The following is a 15,748-nucleotide window of genomic DNA, read 5'->3' as shown; positions in this document are numbered from 1 at the left end:
CCCCAAACCCCTTCCAACTATGGGTTCACGCACAACACTTGCCTTTCCTTCCCCCCCTATCCGGGGGGTTCGGGGGGACGGTGTTCCCCCGAGAGCCGTTTCTTTTGTGCCGTTTCCTCAGTATTTCACGCAGTACAGCAGCGCGATGTTGCGGGGCCTGGCCTCGGACGCGCCGTTGGCCGCAATGGAGATGCCGGTGACGCTGAATTCGCTGACACTGTTGACGCCGAACAAATAGTTGCCGACGCTGGTCATCACCTGGTTGGCGGGGGTGCTGCCGGGGTTGTAGCCGCTGTAGTTGGTGGTGTGCCGGTGTGATGGATCATTCACTCCATGGGAGTGCGAGAGGTTGGCCGAGGCCTGGGCGCTGCCCAGCGTGCGCCCGGCGTCGGCCCCGCGCCCGTCATCCCAGCCGCGCACGAACTCGCCGCGCAGGTCCGGCAGATTGAAGGTGGTGGAGCCGTCGCCCGCGCCGAATACCGTGCCGATGGCCGCGAACAGGGCGGCATAGGTGGTGCGGCTGATGGCCGCGCCGTTGCATTTGAGCCAGCCCGCCGGCGCGGCGGCCATGGCGAAGGCCAGCACCGCGCCGGCGGGCAGGATGGCGGCCAGTGCCGTGGCGGCGGCTTCGGCAGTGGCCACGGCGACGGCCACGTCCTGCCGGGCCTGGTCCACGCAGGCGGCCACATCGGCCTGGGCCTGGGCAATGGCCGCGGCCAGGTCCGCCGTCAGCTGGGCCTGGGCGGCGTCCACCTCGGCCAGCTTGGCGTCCACGGCCGCGCCCCAGGCGGCCAGGGAATCGGTCACGGTGCCGTTCCAGGCCTCCAGGTTGGCGTTGCCCACCTCGATGAGGGCGTCCAGGTCCGCGGCCAGATCGTCCACCAGGGGGATGACGGCGGAGTTGATGCGTTCCAGGCCGGCGTTTTGCAGCTCGGCCACGGCGGCCTCCCAGTCCACCTTGAGCTGCTCCAGCTCATGGAGCCGGCGGACCAGGCTGTAAAAGCGCCGGTTCAGTTCCTCGGCACTGAGGGGCGTCTTGCCGTCGATGAAGACGAATTTTTCCAGGTCCAGCGTCATTGCGGCCTCCTACAGCGCCACGTCCATGCGCTGGGCCACGTGGAAGCAGCTCAGGGGCGTGGTGGTGGTGCCTTCGATCTGGATCTTGTAGGAGGCGATGCCGTCCGGGACTTCCGGAGAGGTGGGGGTGAAGGTCACGGTGCGGCGGATGGTGGTGGCGTCCAGGGCCTGATCCTGCACCGTGCCGGTGTAGGTTTCCGCGCCACTGCGCAGTTTGACCTCGCAGGTGTGCTTGGCCGCGTCCCAACCCTCCAGACGCAGGATGACCTGGATTTCCGCGCTGGGTTGGGTCAGCGCCCGTTCGGTGGAAATGTGCCGGAAGGAGGTCCCGGCGCGCCTGGCCCGCAGCTTGCTGCCGGAGCAGCCCAAGGCCGGCATGACGTCGGAAGAGCCATTGAACACGGCCCGCAGCCGGCACATGGCCGGCAGGCCCAAGAGGCCGTCGGTGGTGCCGTCCACCAGGCGCACCCATTCGGCACTACCGCTGGCCTGGTATTCCAGGGTCAGGTCCGTGGCGTCGGGCACGATGGCCTCGTGCAGCAAGGAAAAGACGGCGATGCCGTCGGACAGGGAGACCGGGGTCAGGTCCAGCACCGTGCGCGGGTTCTTGAACTGGGCATAATACAAGGAGAACATCAGATCCTTGGTGAAGTCGCCCTGGAAGTATTCGCCATCGGTGGAATAAAACAGCGTGCCTTGGCTGTACTGGGTGCCCGAGACCAGGGCCACATAATGGTTGCCGCCGGTGACCAGCACCAGGGCGTAGCGCCGGCCGTTTTGCAGGTACACGGGTTCGGCGAACTCGAAACGCGTCTCGCTGCCGAGCTTGATGGCCTCGGGCTGGACCACGGCCCGGCCGATGGTCCGGTGGTGGTTGGGCAGGCCGTTCAGGGTGTCCATCAGATAGAGATAGACCGGGCCGGTGGAGGCCTTGGCCGTGAAGGTCAGGCCCACGCCGGTCAGCCAGCCGTTGGAGCTGTTCAGGAAGGTCTGGGCGTTGGTCGAGCCGTTGACGCTTTCGGTCACCGAATCGATGACCGTGTACTGCTCCTGCCAGGTGTGCACCCAGACCTGCCGGCCCTGGGTCAGCTCATGGCCCGGCGCGCCGCCCGCGCCCCAGGCCTCCATGTAGGTGGCATCGCCCAGGGTGACGCCCGCGGGCACCGCGCCTTCAAAGACCTCTTCGACCACCCGCGCCTGATCCACCTCGGCCCAGTACTGACCATTGGTACAAGATTGCCACGTGGGCGAGTACTCGATGCGCCGCCGGGTGCGCGTGCACTGGCGGGTGGTCACGGTCTGGAACTGGTACTGGCTGAGCGCCAGGCTGCCGGATTGGCCCGTCAGCTGCACGCGGGGCACCACCTCGTAGGCCGGCAGGATCAGGCCGTTGTGGTCCTTGACGCTCGTATCGTTGGGGTTGAAGGGGGCCAGCTGCATCTCGGTTTCCCCGGCCCAGGGGAAGCGCGCCCCCATCTGCACCAGGGCGTGGAACTCGGGATTGGTGGTGTCGGATTCGTCCTTGACCAGGAAATTATCCGCCTCATACTCCATGAACGTGGCCGGGAGCGCCAGCTTGTCCCGGATCACGGCCACTTCGGCGGCCAGCTGGGCCAGCAGGGGGCTGGTGGACTGGCTCTTGATCAGGGCGGCCAGGGCGGCCAGGTCGCTCATGATGGCGGCCAGTTTGGGGCCGGCCTCGGCAATCCAGGCGGCGTTGGCCAACGTGCTCTGCCAGACGTCGAAGAGGCGCATGAGCCGGGTGTTGTCCGCAATGCGCACCTCCTGAATGCCCGAGACAGTGAGGAGCACGGCGGCCACCTCGGTGTAGCCCGTGGGCGCCACGGGCTGCTGCGGGTCCGTGGACTCCAGGCCCGGCGTGACCAGCACGGCGATGGTCCGGGCGCGCTCCATGGCCACCACGCTGGGCTCGGTCTGGCCGCTTTGCAGATCGATGAGGAAATCCCGCGGCTGCAGGTCGGTTTCCACCTCCTGGCCGATGACGGACAGGGTCAGCCAGCGGGAATCCTGCAGGGGCAGGTGGCTGAAAATGCTGATGGTCTCGGCCTGATCCTTGCGGTAGATGATGCCGGCCTGGCCGTCCCAGAGGCGGCCGGCGGCCATGTCCAGCTCCGTGGCGCTCTTCTTGGAAACGGTCAGCCCGACGAACATGCGCTCGGCGGTGATGGCGTCCATGACCAGATGCTGGTGCATCTCATCCATGAAGGTCTGGGTGTTATTCAAATCAGCGGCCTGGAACTCCTGGCGGTCCCGGAAGACAACGAATCGGGATGGCATGTTAGACAACCTCCAGTTGTCGCTCGCCCACCACCGTCGCGCCGGCCTTGAGGCTGGCGCTGCAGGTCACGGTGCGGCGGTTGGTGATACGGACGTCAATTTTGTCCGAGAGGCGCACGGCCTCGCGGCCCACGCGGCGCATGCGGTCAATCCAGCCCTGGGCGTCCACGGTGGCCAGGAAGCGCCGGCCGGAAAAATGGCGGCCCACAAAGGCCACGTGGCGGGACTGCGGCCGGAGCAGGTCCACGGCGGCCTCCCCGTGATGCGCCGGGAAGCCGCCCAGGCGGAAGGCCCCCAGGAACAGGGAGGCGTCGCGGGCCGGGAAGGCGTTGCGGGCCGGGTCGAAGAGCCTGGTGCGCCGGTAGATGCGGTCCGCGGCGCGGCTGGCGTGGGGAAAGCACCTGGCCAGGCAGGCCCCGCCCTTGTCGGGAAAGACGTCTGTCCAGCGATTGCCCAGGAAGACCACCTGGCTGCGGTGGCCGGGCTGGGCCACCAGCTCGTAGCCCACCCGCACGGGCTCCAGGGAGGGCTGCACGGCCAGCGCCCGGCGGCGGTCCAGCTCATCGGCATACGGCGCGGCCTGCTCCAGCAGGTAGTAGCGTGATGCGGCGTCCAAGTTTGCCAGGAAGCCATGGAGCAGCCCGCCGCACATGACGGCGCGGCCACGGCTGTCTCCGCGCCCGGCATCGCCCGGCAAGGCCACCTGCACCGTGCGCGTGGCCTGGCGCTCCAGGCGCTGGCGCTCGGTCTGCAGGCTGTGCAGGGGCGTTTCCCGTGCCGTTTTGGGATCATACAGCGTCACCTGATCGCCGATGCGCAACAGGGCATCGCCCCGCGCCAGGAACCGCGCCCGGCCATATCCGAACGTGTCCCCCACATGCGCCCCCACGGCCACCCCGGCATGCCGGTACGGGTAGACCCGCACTTCCGGATGCGGGGCCAGCCAGGCGGCCCGCTCGTCCGCCGTCAGGCTGCCGCCCAGATAGCTCTTGGTGGGCGGCGAGGCGGCGAGCAAGTTACGTTTCAGGAAGGTGCGGAAATAGAGGGCCAGGCCGGCCTTGGTGCCCTTGAGGCGGTGGAATTCCACAAACCGCCGCGTGACCTCCAGGCGTTCCGGGGTGGACTCCAGCAGGTCATACAAATCCACGTGCCAGCCCCAGGCCACGGCGTCGAGGACCTGGCCGCCCAGGCGCTGGGCATAGCCGGACAGGTCCGCATAAATGTCCAGCAGGTCAATGGCCGCAGTCACCCCGGCCAGCTCGCCCTGCACGGCCGCGGCCGAGGTCTGGATGGTCGGGTCCGCGGCGATGGAGCCGGGCAGCAGGTCCGCAAGGGCCAACTCTCTGATGGAGGTCTTGACGGCAGGCGTCATGCTTCCATCCCTCCGAAGACCACTTGCATCTCATCCACCTGGGCCACCTCCCAGGCGGCCAGGGCGCGGGGGGCGGGACTGGTCACCTCCACCCGCGTGGCCCCGGCGTCCATCAAGAGCGCCGTCAAGCGGCTGGGGTTCAGGTCCCGCCCAAGCTTCGCAGCCTGCCAGGTGACGTACTCCTGGGCCGCCTGGGCCACGCGGGCCGTGATGGTCCCGGCCTGGGCCGCCTGGGCCGGGTCCAGCCACCAGGTGGCCGCCACGCCATAGGCCACGGCCACGGGCGTGCACACCTGGACGATGTCCGTCAGCGGCCGGACGTCCTCACGGTTCAGGGCCGCGGCAATGGCCGCGATGACCTCGGCCGCGGGCAGCGCCCCGCCGCACAGGGGATAGACGTCCACCTGGCCCGGCGAGGGCGAGACCACGGCCACGTCCGTCACCCCCTGGTGAGCGGACAGGGCGTGGTAGCGGTAGGCCTCGGCCGGGCCGCAGATGCCCAGGGCCTCCGGGGCCAGCTGGACGCGGACCCGGAAATGGTCGTCAGACTCGCCATCGCAGCCGCCGTAGGACGGGGTGACGTTGGCCACGCGGTCCACGTAGGCGATGGGTTCCACCATCTTGTTGATCTGCCCCGGCACAAAGCCGTTGCCCACCGCGCCGGCCGCGCTGCAGGTGGCCACGCCTTCGGCGGCCAGCTGGCCGGGGGCGATGACCAGCGTTTCGGCCAGCACAAACACGGCCGCATCCGCGCCATTGCCGGCCACGGCCCGCGCCCCCGCCGGCACGGCCACGGCCCATTCCAGGGGAGCCACCAGGCTGTAGCGCAGGGTGGTCCGGGCCGGCTGGGACGGCAGGCGCACCGTCTGCAGCAGCTCGCCCAGGGCGTCCAGGTACGGCCCCGAGGCGTACCGGACCAGATTCTGCTTGGCCGTCCAGTCGATCAAAAAGCGCTGGTGCGACAGGGTGTAGGCCACGCTCTCCAGGAACAGGCGCACGGGGTCGCCGGGATAGAGCGTCTTGCCCGCGGCCAGTTCATAGGCGGCCATGACCTCGGCCTGCACCCGGCTGGGGTCCGTATCCACGAACATGAGCTCGCTCATAGCGCCCCTGCCTTGATGGTGATGGTGACCACGGGAAAAAACGCGCCGTCAGCATTGGCGGCCTGGTCCGCGGGCAGCTCGATGCGTTTGACCCGCACCCGCGGTTCATGGCGCTCGATGGCCTCTGCCAGGCTGGCCATGGCCCGCGCCGCGCCCATGGGGCCGGGCTGGTCGATGTAGCTGCCGTCCCCGGCAAAGGTGCGGTCCAGGACCACGCTGCCCAGATGGGTCAGGATGATCAGCTGCACGCACTGCATGATATCTTCCACGCCCGTGGCCCCGATGAGCAGCGCCTCGGGCCGGCTGCGCAGGATAAGCGTCGTTTCCATGCCCATCTTAATGGTGTTCCTTCAGAGACAGGTTCACCCGCAGCACCTGAGGGCGGCCCCGGCCATCCGTGCGCAGGCGGGTCTCGGACAGGCTCTCCAGGACATAGCGCCCCCACAGCTCGCCCCCCAGCACCAGATAGTGCGGCGCGCCGCCGTCCTGCAGGCCGCGCAGGTGTTGCAGCTCCTCGGCGGGGTCGCACCAGGGGGCGCAGAGCAGGATGTCCAGCCGGGACGTTTCCAGGCCGTAGCCCAGCCACTGCAGCCGGGCCTTGCCGTCCACCACGGCATGCTCGGCAAACTGCACCTTGCGTTCCCGGGAACAGGCTTCCCAGGTGCGGATGGTCTCGCTGGAAACCTCAAAGGCCACGCTGCCCAGGCTGCCGACGTTCATTGCCCACCCCCGCCGTCATCAATCTTTTCCGACCAGATGCCTTCCTCCAGCAAATCTTTGCGAAAGGCGGCCTGGGACATGGCCCCCATGATCAGCACCTGCGGGGCGTTCAGGACGATCATCCGCGGGGCCTCGATCACCACGTAGCCCTCGCCCTTGAGCGCCCGCCAGTCCTCGGCTGCCGGTGGTTCCGGCGGTTCCGTGGGCAGCTGTTTTTCTTCCTTCAATTTGATGAGCAGGTTTCCTTCAACAATGCGCAGGGTGCACAGGTCGCCCTGCAGCTGCTCGTCAATACCGCCACCCTCCGCAGCACCCTGGACGTGCCGAAACAGCCGGTGGGACCGGCGGTCATACCCGGTTCTTGAACCGTCCTTGAAGGCCCGTTCCTGGACGTCCGCCCCGCCCGCCGCGGCCAGGGCCGGCACCGGGTCCGGCCCGGAAAAGATGGAGCCCAGGTAGACGCCCTGTTCCTGGCCATACGGCAGGGACAGGATCACGCCCTGGTCGCCCACGTCGGGCAGCCAGGCGTCCTGGTCCGCCGTGGCCTTGCGGCAGAGCACGGGCACGGTGTGCGTGACCAGGCCGTCCTGATCCTGCATCTGCACCCGCACCCGGTGCCGGGCCGGCTCCAGGCCCACCACCAGACCAATGCGGATGACGTGGTTGGTCTCGCCCCGCTGGCGGTGCAATGCGTCCATCAAGGTGCCCAGCATGATAGCCTCAATAGTTGAGCGTTTTGCGGATGGAGATGGAGGTGGTGTAGCCGGCGGATCGGTTCAGGGTGTGCGTGGCCGTCTCCACCATCCAGGCGCCGTCAAAGCGCCCCCAGCCCTGGACCTGCACCACCAGGCCGGCGTACAGGCGCGGGTCGCCCATCAGGTCCAGGCTGCCCGTCCATTCTTTCTGATTGGCCTGGCGCAGTTCGTTGGCCGCCACGCGCTCGGCCTCGGCCTGGCTCTCCACCCGCGTGTTGATCTTGAGCGTATGGCCCACCTGTTTGTCTGTTTCGGCCCGTTCCGGGGCGCAGCCTGCGGACTTGAGGGCCTTTTCCTCGGGCTCCCAGTAGTCGCACGAGGCGTCGCCGTAGGTTTCGGAGGATTGCGTGGAAAACTGGAAGCGGCTCACGGCCGTCACCCCGCGGGCAATGGCCAGGCTGGGCGGCTGGGCGTCGGCCTCTTTGGCCGACCGGATCACCAGCCGGTCTTCGCAGACCTTGACCGTCAGCCCCTGGCGCTCGGCCACGCGCTTGATCAGGGCCAGGTCGCTTTCCTGGCGCTGGTCCAGGCGCACAAAGGCGCATTCGTCCCCCTCATAGTGCAGGGCGAGCCCATGTTCCGTGGCCAGATCCCCGGCCACGGTCTTCAGGGATGCGTGCTCCCAGGCCCGGCTTTTGGCCTCGCGCCTGAGCGGCGTATCCACCGCCGCGGACACGGCCCGCACCCGGACCACATCCGGCGGGCCGCTCAAATCAATCTGGTCGATGGTGAAGCTGCCGCAGGCAAGCTCCAGGCTGTCCCCGTCCGCAAACCAGTTGCGGCACTGGATGGCCGCGCGCAGGCGGTCGCCCTTGTCGGGCATCCAGCCCATGGCCCAGGCGTGGTCCCGATCCTCGAATTCCAGCTGCAGATCATCGGCCTGGCCGTGGGCGTTGTCCGTGTAGGTCACGGACAGGCAGTACGGGGCCACGTCCTGACTGACGTCCGCCAGGTCCGTCTTGGATGCCGAGGCCTGGGCCATGAGGGACAGGACGGCGTGGCGGGATAAAGAAGTGGAAGGAAAGGACGGGGGAACTGAGTTCCCCCGCGCCCCCTCCCATTGGGTGGACGTTTGGGTGGACGCCGTGGAAGAAGTGGATGAAGCCGAAGGGTTGCCTTCGGGCGTCTGCTGCGGCGCGGCCACGGGCACGGCGTCCGCCCGCTCGGAGGCCGAAAAGGAAAACGGCTCCCGGCTGCCGGTGGCAGGCGTGGTCCCTTCGGATTTGGAAAAGGAAAAGTCGCTCACCGCCGCCTCCTACCGCCGCCATGGCGGGCGGGTGTCCGCCGTGGTCAGTTGGGTGCCGGCCGGCAGCTCGGGCACCGTGAGCACCACCCCCGGCCCGAAGACCACGGCCTCGCGGTGGGCCGGGTTGGCGGCCAGCAGATGATGGAAGAGCGTCTCCCGGCCCCAGAGCCGGAAGGCGACCAGGTCCCACATGTCCCCCTGCTGGGTGGTGTAGGTGCTAGGCATAGGACAGCCTCCGCTCCTGGTGGAGCAGCTCCCGGATCAGCCGGGCCAGGGCCTCCTTGTCTTGCGCCAGGGCCTGGGCCAGGCCTCCGGCCGCGTCCTGTCCCGTGCCCTGTCCCGAGCTCTGCACGGTGATCTGCGGGGCATAGTGGATGGTCAGGCCGCCGGGGCTTCCTGCCCCGCCGGCTGCTCCCGGGCCAGCCGGCACGGCTGCGCCGCTGCCCGCCGCATCACCAGTCGCCGCCCCCATTGCACCACCTGACGCGGGGTCAAGGAGCGCTGCAACCGCGCCCAGGTGTTGCCCCAGGGGATCCACCAGCGGCCCGGCCCCGGCACCCTGGATGCCGGCACCCAGGGTGCGCACAAGCATGCCGCCCTGGTGCGTCACGTTGGAGAGTGGCCCTTCCTTGGCATCAGATCGATTGAATAAGCTTGGAATTTTGGACAGCACGCCCTTGACGGCGTCATAGGCCGCCCCCCCCATACTGGTGATGCCCGAAATAAAGGTATCGATCAGCCGCCGCCCGGCCCCGGACAGGTCCAGGGTGGAGAGGTACTGCAGCGCCTGGCCCAGTGAGGTCTCAATCTTCCCGGGTACCCCTGCCAGACTGGCCAGGGCCGAATCCCACATGCCGGTTACACTTTTGCCCAGCCCGCTAAAAAATCGCCCCACTCCGGCCCAGGCATCCTGGATGCCCTGCACGACACTGAACACCGCATACACACCCCAGTCGATGAGATTCACCCACCCCGAGATGGCTGCGCCCAGGGTCTGCCCCACGGCCTGCCCCCAGGTCCGCGCTCCTTCCGAGGCCTGCATATTCGCTGGTCCACCAAAAAGATCACCCAGGAAATTGGTCACACTGGAAAACGCGCTCTTGACCGGGGCCAAGGCCTCCCCCCAAGCAGAGAGCGCCTTGCCCACGCTCTCGAGGGCTGGACCAGCCTCATCCTTCAGGCCTTGCCAGACACCCTGAAAAAAACTCTTGAGCGGTCCCCAGTGTTGGTAGACCAGGTACCCAAGCCCCGCCAAGGCGAGCACCGGCAGGAGCGCAGGACTCAGCGCCAGGAGCCCGGCCTTAAGACCGGAGAGCGCTGCCCCGACAGACCCCAGCGCCGGCACAGCTCGGGTCAGGGAAGACAGCCCCCCGGCGGCCGAGGCCAGGCGCATGGTCTGCAACAGGGCGAGGCCCGCGCGCAGCGAATGCAAGGGGCCGGTGACAAAGGTCAGGGCGTAGCCAAGGCCGATTGAAGCCACCTTGAAGGCCATCAGTCCTGCTACCGCGCCCACAACCACCTTGGTCAGTTCAGGATGCGCATTGGCAAAGGTGTCCACAGCGCTGGCCGCTCTGGTCAGGATCGCAGTCGCCCCCCGCACCACCGGCGCAAGCACATTGCCAATGCTGATCGCCAGGGACTCCGTGGCGCTCCCCAAGGCCTTAAACTGCCCCATCAGCGTTTCCTGCTGCTTGCGGGCTACTTCGGCCGCGGCCCCTTCCTCCTTGATTTGTTCGATAAACGCCTGCAGCTCTCCGGAACTGGACTTGTTCATCAGTTCCGTGGCCGCAGCCAGGGCTTCCACGCCGAATATGGTGGAAAGCACATCCGCGCGCTGGGCCGTCCCCAGGCCCCGCTTGGTCATGGCGGCGTTCATTTCCGCCAGGATGGTCGGCATATCCCGCAGGTTGCCTTTGGCATCTTTGGCATGTACGCCCAGCCGCTGCATCATTTTCGCGGCTTCCTTGGGCGGCGAGGCCAGACGGGCGTACATGGCCCGCATTGCCGTACCAGCCTCAGAGCCCTGGATACCCACGTCCCCCAGCTTGCCGGCCATGGCCGCCACAGTCTCTACCCCCACCCCGAGACTTTTGGCCACCGGGGCCACATACTTCATGGTATCGCCCAGCATCGCGAGCGAGGTATTACTGGACGTGAAGGTGTTGGTCATCACATCGCCCAGGTATCCCATCCGCTCGGCCGGCAAACCAAACCCGGACAGAATATTGGAGGCGATATCCGCAGCCTGGGCCAGATCAATATTGCCGGCTGTCGCCAAATCCAGCATGCCGGGCATGGCGGCAATTATGTCGTTGGCCTTGAATCCGGCCATGGCCAGATACTGCATGCCACCTGCGGCTTCCGAGGCGCTCCAGGCCGTGGTGGCCCCCAGCTCCCGGGCCGTGGCTGTCAGACGCCTGAACTCCTCACCCGCCAGATCGAGCTTGCCCACCGCACCGACCCTGGCCATGGATGCTTCAAAATTGGCGGCCACCCGCACCGGCGCGGCCAGGGTCAACCCCATGCCCACCGCGCCCAGCATCTGCCCCCGCAACTCGCCCCGGCGTTCAGTCACCGCATCCCGGGCCGCCAGGGCTTGGCCCATGCGGGCGTGGGCCTGCATGGCCTGACCCAGCTTGCGTTCCTCCGCCGCAAACCGGGCCGCGTCCCGCGCGCCGTCGGTCAGGGTGAAGTTGTACTTTTTGGCTTCTTCCGAGACCTTGCGATACGCCAAATGCGCCGCGGCCAGTTCGGTCTTGATGCGCGGGTTGGGCTGCAAGGCCCGGCTGGCCGCGCCCTGCACTTCATTGATGCGCCGCTGGGCAGCTTGCAGATCCTTGGCCAGGGTCTGGCCCAGGCGGGCCTTGGCCAGACCTTTTTCCAGCCCGTCGCCCAGCTCCTTGCCCAGCCCGGCTAGGCCGCGCTTGGCCTGGCCGAGGGTGGAGCCGAAGCTGCCGGCCAGGGCAGCCCCGATGAGGAGGGAGACGGCGAGCTTGCTCATGGGGTCCTACGTGCGGGTGGGGATGGGGTCGAGGGTGGCCAGGGCCGTGAGCCAGGCGGCCAGTTCTTCCAGGGTCAGGGCCAGGAGCTCCGCCCGGCTCCAGCCCGTGGCCGCGGCCAGCCTCAGGCAGGCGGCGCGGAGCTGGGCTGCGACGTCCGGGCCGCGGCAGGACGCCGCAAAAAACCGCTGAACACCTCCTGCAGCTGGCCATAGTCGGCCAGGTCCAAGAGCTCCAAACACTCGGGATTGACGTCGCACAGGCTGGCAAAGAGATGCAGCTCGCGCTGCTGCTCACTGCCCAGGGATTCCACGGCCAGCATGTCCTTGACCGTGGGCCGGCGCATGGTCAGGCTGTCCACGGTCTTGCCGTCAAACACCACAGGATAGGCCAGGGGCACGCCCTGGGCCACGACTTTGGCTGCGATGCTCATTGCCTAGGCCTCCATGCCGAGGTGGATGCGGGTCTGGGCCAGGTAGTCCACCCCTTCCACCACGAACTTGCAGTTGAGTTTGTCGATTTCCACCAGGTCTTCCCCGGCCACCACCATCCGCAGGTAAAAGCATTCCACTTCCACCTGATTTTCCTGCTTTTTGCCGGTCTCCATCTTGCCGGCCCCCAGCTTCTTGACCGTGCCCTGCATGACCAGCTTGATGCCGTAGCTGTCAAAGGCCGTGCCGCCGGCATCGTATTCCTGCACGCTGCCCCGGGCCGTGAGCAGGTGCCCCCTGGGCGCGGCCAGGGCCAGCAAATCCTTGGTCAGCACCCGGTACTTGATCTTGCAGACCAGGCTTTTGAAGTGCCCCACCACCGGGCTTTCCACCTCGCCGGCAATGCCGGAGCCGGAAAGGGTCTCCGTCAGGGCCTCCAGGTCTGGCAGTTCAATGTCCGCCGTGCCCAGCAAGGCTACATCGTCCTTGTACAATCGGAAGTTCTGCAGGACGTCCGGGATTTTATTGATGGATGGCATGTCCGCTCCTTAGACGAAGAGGGTCTCAAAATACGACGGGTCCAGTTCCACCAGGAACTCGATCTGCCTCGCTGGCGGCGGGGGCATCCACATGAGGTGGAAGCGGATGATGCCGTCCAGCAGGTCCGTCACCGGGTTTTCCTCTTCCCGGAACTCCAGCCGCCCGCCCAGGATGATTTCCCGCGCCGCCAGGCCATTGAGGGCGATGTTCTCACTGTCCACAATGGTTTCGATGAGCCGCTTGGTGATGGGGTAGTCCACCTTCTGCCACCAGGTCAGCACCAGCTGGTTGGACTTCCAGTTGGTCATCCGGCGCAACGGGATGAAGGCGTCTTTGGGATCGGTATTGAAGGGGTAGCAGGCCGTGCGGTTGCCCCAGCTGCGCCAGCCGCCCGTGAAGTTCAGCGCCGTGACGATACCCTGGCCGTTCAGGTAGTTGGCCTGATCCGGCCCCAGCCAGACCGGTTCTTCCGCGCCGGCCGGGCCGGCCACGGCCGCGTCCATGCGCAGAAGCTCGTTGGACGGGCTCTTGTACGGGATGTCGCCGTGCTCCACGTCCACACGGGCCATGGTGGCGGCCAGGTGGCAGGACAGATGGTAGACCGTGCCGCCCAGGGCCACCTTGGGCCAGCAGCAAATCTGCTGCGGGTCCGCCAGGGAGGCCAGCTCCTTGGCCGCAGGCACGTCGGTGTAGCGGGTCAGGGTCTGGGCATCCATGTCCAGCACGGCCACGGCCTTGAAATGCCCGTTGATGCTCCCGGCCTTGGCGGCCATGACCGCGGCCACCTCGGGCAGGTGGCTGTAACCCGGCGCGCAGATGGAGCCGGGCACCAGGCGGAACATGGGGAAGATGGCCTCCACCAGCTCCAGGCCCTCGCGTGCGCCAGTCACCCCGTCGATGCCGCCGATGATGTCCTGGGCGGTCACGGCGGACGGGTCGGCCCAGGCATAGGCCGCCACGGACACCGTGGCCCCGGCGGCGATGGCCCCGCCCTCCAGCAGGCTCACCAGGCCCGTGGCCTCATCCACCATGTAATCCGTGCCGGCGGCGTATGTGGTCGCGCCGTCCTGGCTTTTGATAACCAGGCTGCCGGGGATCAGATCGTCATGGGCCAGCTGCAGGGTGCCGGCGGCGGAAACGACCTGGGCCACGGGCGCGTCCAGCACCTGCCGATGCACCGCGGGGTCAAAGACGTTGACAAAGATGACCGGCCCGACGTTGTACAGGGCAAAGGTCACATAAGCGTATTCCGTGAGGCCGTACCGGGTCTGCCGGCCATCCAGCCAGCCCAGGGCCGCCACGGCTTCGGCGTAGCTGTAGCAAAGCTTGGGGGCGTTGACGTGCACGCCGTCCGCCGCGCGGTGCACCGGGGCCGTGCCCACCACCACCGCAATACCGGCCTCCACCTTGCGGGCCGGCAGGACGGCCGTGGGCACTTCCTGGGTGTATACCCCATGTTTGTAGCCAAGAGTCGCCATGATGAGGCCTCCTTAAGAAGTGCGGCCGGCCTGCCGGTACGCGGTCAGCAGGGCCTGGGCGGCTGCCTGCAGGGGGTGCCCAGGCCGCCGCAGATCGGCGCGAGCCTGGGTCAGCCTGGCCACGGGCACCATGAGACCGGACAGCTCGGGATACCGGGCCGCCAGGGCCAGCACAGCGGGCGGCAAGGGGCCGGCCTTGAACACCCGGTACTGCGCCAGGCCATCCCGTCCCAGGGTCGGCCCCACATAAACAACAGGGCGCGACATGGACGCACCGGCCCGGCGACAGGCTTGTGAAGAGTCTGGCCGGCGATGGCAGTCTGCCCGGCGTCAGGATGCGGGGGGCGTAGATTCAGGGCAGCAGTCGTCGTCTCAGGGCATGGCCGTTTCCTCTTGATGCTTTCTTGCCATGGTTTCCTCCATTGGCCCGGCCTGACGCGTGTCAGGCCGAATGGGTGCTTGGGGGTTCGCGGTGGCGTCAATCCGCCGTTACCCATCCGTAATCAGCGGTTCGGCGAGGTCTGGATCCTTGATCCGGATGCGCTGCCGCCAGGCCACGCCCCAGACTCCCAGGCCACGCTCGCGCGTCTCGCCGGCCCACAGGTTGTCCGCGCGGATGGAGGCCGGATAGTCCAGGCCCCCACAGGAGGCACGCGGGGAAAAGGCCTGCGTCGCCACGGCCACCAGGGCCAGTTCCACCAGGCGGGCCAGCTGCTCGGCCCGGGGGGCGCGGGGGGCGTCGGTGGCCAGCAGGTACGCGGCCAGGTCGGCCACGGCGTCCAGCTCGCCCAGCTCGCCGCGCCGCAGTTCCCGCACCCCCAGGCTGGCCACCAGCACCGCCGGGCATTGCGGGGCCATGCGGGTGATCTCATCCGCCGCCCCAAACCGTCCGGCATGCACTGCGCAGTGCCTGAGGGGCAGCCCGGCTTCCAGGGCCGCAGCCGCCAGGTGGGCGGCCACGGCGTCCAGGTGGGCGCGCAGGCGGTCCATCTAGCGCCCCCCCGCCTGGCCAATCACATCGGCCAGCCAGTCCCGCGCCACCTGCTCCAGGTCCGCGGCGTTGGCGTCGGAGACGCCCAGATACGGCCGGGCCGGGATGTTGGACCCGACCTCGGCTCCGCCGAACTGCTGGATGCCGGCATAGACCAGATTGGAGCCCACCTCGGCCCCGTCCCCGTCGGCAAAGGATTGGATGCTGTCCAGCAGGCCGCCTTCGGCCTGCAGCAGGCTCTGCCCGCCGTGCCGGGTGGCGGCGTATCGGGGGGACCAACCGGGCCAGGCCGCGCCATCCGGGGCGGTCTTTTCGTCCTGGATGCGCCGCCGGGTCTGGCTTTCCACCTCCGCGCCCATGGCCTCCATGAGTTCCGGCCGCCGGCCCTGGATGCTGGCGGCGAACCGGTCCAGCATGGCGTGCAGCTTGTCCAGGCCGTGGATTTGCAAGGTAACGCCGCTCATGCGCGCCGCCTCCACATGGGTGGCGGCCCGGCGTAGATGGCCGCGCCGCCGGCCTGGGCCGGTGCCGGAGACTCCGGCTCCGGCCCCAGGCGCACGTCGCCCTTGCTGATAGCCTTGAGCAGCGCCACGGCGTCTTCATAGCCCTTGCGTTCCTGCTCGTATGGCCCGCCCGCCCGGTTGCCCGCCAGCAGGTACCAGGCGATGGCGCAGGCGCAGCGGGCCAGCACGGGCGAGGGGCTAGCCAGGGGCAGCGTGTACCGGGCCGCCACCCAGC

17 protein-coding genes are annotated in these 15,748 nt (G+C 68.0%); all 17 read right to left on the bottom strand.

All coding sequences use genetic code 11. The features are described from left to right. Nucleotides 1-117: 117 nt before the first annotated feature. On the bottom strand, nt 118-1,077 hold the full coding sequence (locus tag ACYQ00_RS12860) for a tail fiber protein (RefSeq protein ID WP_460032472.1): 960 nt from the start codon (nt 1,075-1,077) through the stop codon (nt 118-120). Between the two features lie 9 nt (nt 1,078-1,086). After that, a complete protein-coding gene (locus tag ACYQ00_RS12855; RefSeq protein WP_460032544.1) occupies nt 1,087-3,375 on the bottom strand; it encodes a hypothetical protein in 2,289 nt (762 codons plus the stop codon). Nucleotide 3,376: 1 nt separating this feature from the next. Then, entirely contained in the window at nt 3,377-4,747 is a 1,371-nt protein-coding gene (locus ACYQ00_RS12850) for a phage tail protein (protein ID WP_460032474.1), read from the bottom strand. Then, nucleotides 4,744-5,850, bottom strand: coding sequence for a baseplate assembly protein (locus tag ACYQ00_RS12845; RefSeq protein WP_460032475.1), 1,107 nt, complete (start codon nt 5,848-5,850; stop codon nt 4,744-4,746). The genes ACYQ00_RS12850 and ACYQ00_RS12845 overlap by 4 nt, the downstream gene beginning before the upstream one ends. Further along, the gene (locus ACYQ00_RS12840) at nt 5,847-6,185 is read right to left on the bottom strand and encodes a GPW/gp25 family protein (RefSeq protein WP_460032476.1); all 339 of its coding nucleotides are present in this window, start codon (nt 6,183-6,185) and stop codon (nt 5,847-5,849) included. The genes ACYQ00_RS12845 and ACYQ00_RS12840 overlap by 4 nt, the downstream gene beginning before the upstream one ends. Before the next feature lies 1 nt (nt 6,186). Continuing rightward, on the bottom strand, nt 6,187-6,570 hold the full coding sequence (locus ACYQ00_RS12835) for a phage tail protein (protein ID WP_460032477.1): 384 nt from the start codon (nt 6,568-6,570) through the stop codon (nt 6,187-6,189). Next, nucleotides 6,567-7,283, bottom strand: coding sequence for a phage baseplate assembly protein V (locus ACYQ00_RS12830; protein WP_460032478.1), 717 nt, complete (start codon nt 7,281-7,283; stop codon nt 6,567-6,569). The genes ACYQ00_RS12835 and ACYQ00_RS12830 overlap by 4 nt, the downstream gene beginning before the upstream one ends. Nucleotides 7,284-7,290: 7 nt before the next feature. After that, nucleotides 7,291-8,571, bottom strand: coding sequence for a phage late control D family protein (locus tag ACYQ00_RS12825; RefSeq protein ID WP_460032479.1), 1,281 nt, complete (start codon nt 8,569-8,571; stop codon nt 7,291-7,293). 9 nt (nt 8,572-8,580) lie between these two features. After that, complete coding sequence (locus ACYQ00_RS12820) at nt 8,581-8,796, bottom strand: tail protein X (RefSeq protein ID WP_460032480.1); 216 nt, start codon at nt 8,794-8,796, stop codon at nt 8,581-8,583. Further along, nucleotides 8,789-11,572, bottom strand: coding sequence for a phage tail tape measure protein (locus tag ACYQ00_RS12815; protein ID WP_460032481.1), 2,784 nt, complete (start codon nt 11,570-11,572; stop codon nt 8,789-8,791). The genes ACYQ00_RS12820 and ACYQ00_RS12815 overlap by 8 nt, the downstream gene beginning before the upstream one ends. Before the next feature lie 122 nt (nt 11,573-11,694). Then, a complete protein-coding gene (locus ACYQ00_RS12810) occupies nt 11,695-12,003 on the bottom strand; it encodes a phage tail assembly protein (RefSeq protein ID WP_460032482.1) in 309 nt (102 codons plus the stop codon). Between the two features lie 3 nt (nt 12,004-12,006). Further along, nucleotides 12,007-12,540 (bottom strand): phage major tail tube protein, encoded by a 534-nt coding sequence (locus tag ACYQ00_RS12805; RefSeq protein ID WP_460032483.1) that lies wholly within the window; start codon nt 12,538-12,540, stop codon nt 12,007-12,009. Nucleotides 12,541-12,549: 9 nt separating this feature from the next. Then, a complete protein-coding gene (locus tag ACYQ00_RS12800) occupies nt 12,550-14,019 on the bottom strand; it encodes a phage tail sheath family protein (RefSeq protein WP_460032543.1) in 1,470 nt (489 codons plus the stop codon). Between the two features lie 12 nt (nt 14,020-14,031). Continuing rightward, nucleotides 14,032-14,286 (bottom strand): hypothetical protein, encoded by a 255-nt coding sequence (locus ACYQ00_RS12795; protein WP_460032542.1) that lies wholly within the window; start codon nt 14,284-14,286, stop codon nt 14,032-14,034. 222 nt (nt 14,287-14,508) lie between these two features. Next, nucleotides 14,509-15,009 (bottom strand): hypothetical protein, encoded by a 501-nt coding sequence (locus tag ACYQ00_RS12790; protein WP_460032541.1) that lies wholly within the window; start codon nt 15,007-15,009, stop codon nt 14,509-14,511. Further along, nucleotides 15,010-15,474, bottom strand: coding sequence for a phage virion morphogenesis protein (locus tag ACYQ00_RS12785; protein WP_460032540.1), 465 nt, complete (start codon nt 15,472-15,474; stop codon nt 15,010-15,012). It lies immediately after the preceding gene. After that, the coding region (locus tag ACYQ00_RS12780; RefSeq protein WP_460032539.1) for a phage protein Gp36 family protein at nt 15,471-15,748 on the bottom strand (278 nt) is incomplete at its 5' end. The genes ACYQ00_RS12785 and ACYQ00_RS12780, both read right to left, overlap by 4 nt.

This window comes from Megalodesulfovibrio paquesii (assembly GCF_054653055.1).
Note: the sequence above shows the minus strand (reverse complement) of the source record. Positions and strands in the feature narration are given on the sequence as shown.

What these genes read in the sequence shown, in the direction of transcription:
- ACYQ00_RS12860 (WP_460032472.1), bottom strand. Translation starts at nt 1,077, where the DNA reads ATGACGCTGGACCTGGAAAAATTCGTCTTCATCGACGGCAAGACGCCC.
- ACYQ00_RS12855 (WP_460032544.1), bottom strand. Translation starts at nt 3,375, where the DNA reads ATGCCATCCCGATTCGTTGTCTTCCGGGACCGCCAGGAGTTCCAGGCC.
- ACYQ00_RS12850 (WP_460032474.1), bottom strand. Translation starts at nt 4,747, where the DNA reads ATGACGCCTGCCGTCAAGACCTCCATCAGAGAGTTGGCCCTTGCGGAC.
- ACYQ00_RS12845 (WP_460032475.1), bottom strand. Translation starts at nt 5,850, where the DNA reads ATGAGCGAGCTCATGTTCGTGGATACGGACCCCAGCCGGGTGCAGGCC.
- ACYQ00_RS12840 (WP_460032476.1), bottom strand. Translation starts at nt 6,185, where the DNA reads ATGGGCATGGAAACGACGCTTATCCTGCGCAGCCGGCCCGAGGCGCTG.
- ACYQ00_RS12835 (WP_460032477.1), bottom strand. Translation starts at nt 6,570, where the DNA reads ATGAACGTCGGCAGCCTGGGCAGCGTGGCCTTTGAGGTTTCCAGCGAG.
- ACYQ00_RS12830 (WP_460032478.1), bottom strand. Translation starts at nt 7,283, where the DNA reads ATGCTGGGCACCTTGATGGACGCATTGCACCGCCAGCGGGGCGAGACC.
- ACYQ00_RS12820 (WP_460032480.1), bottom strand. Translation starts at nt 8,796, where the DNA reads ATGCCTAGCACCTACACCACCCAGCAGGGGGACATGTGGGACCTGGTC.
- ACYQ00_RS12815 (WP_460032481.1), bottom strand. Translation starts at nt 11,572, where the DNA reads ATGAGCAAGCTCGCCGTCTCCCTCCTCATCGGGGCTGCCCTGGCCGGC.
- ACYQ00_RS12810 (WP_460032482.1), bottom strand. Translation starts at nt 12,003, where the DNA reads ATGAGCATCGCAGCCAAAGTCGTGGCCCAGGGCGTGCCCCTGGCCTAT.
- ACYQ00_RS12805 (WP_460032483.1), bottom strand. Translation starts at nt 12,540, where the DNA reads ATGCCATCCATCAATAAAATCCCGGACGTCCTGCAGAACTTCCGATTG.
- ACYQ00_RS12800 (WP_460032543.1), bottom strand. Translation starts at nt 14,019, where the DNA reads ATGGCGACTCTTGGCTACAAACATGGGGTATACACCCAGGAAGTGCCC.
- ACYQ00_RS12795 (WP_460032542.1), bottom strand. Translation starts at nt 14,286, where the DNA reads ATGTCGCGCCCTGTTGTTTATGTGGGGCCGACCCTGGGACGGGATGGC.
- ACYQ00_RS12790 (WP_460032541.1), bottom strand. Translation starts at nt 15,009, where the DNA reads ATGGACCGCCTGCGCGCCCACCTGGACGCCGTGGCCGCCCACCTGGCG.
- ACYQ00_RS12785 (WP_460032540.1), bottom strand. Translation starts at nt 15,474, where the DNA reads ATGAGCGGCGTTACCTTGCAAATCCACGGCCTGGACAAGCTGCACGCC.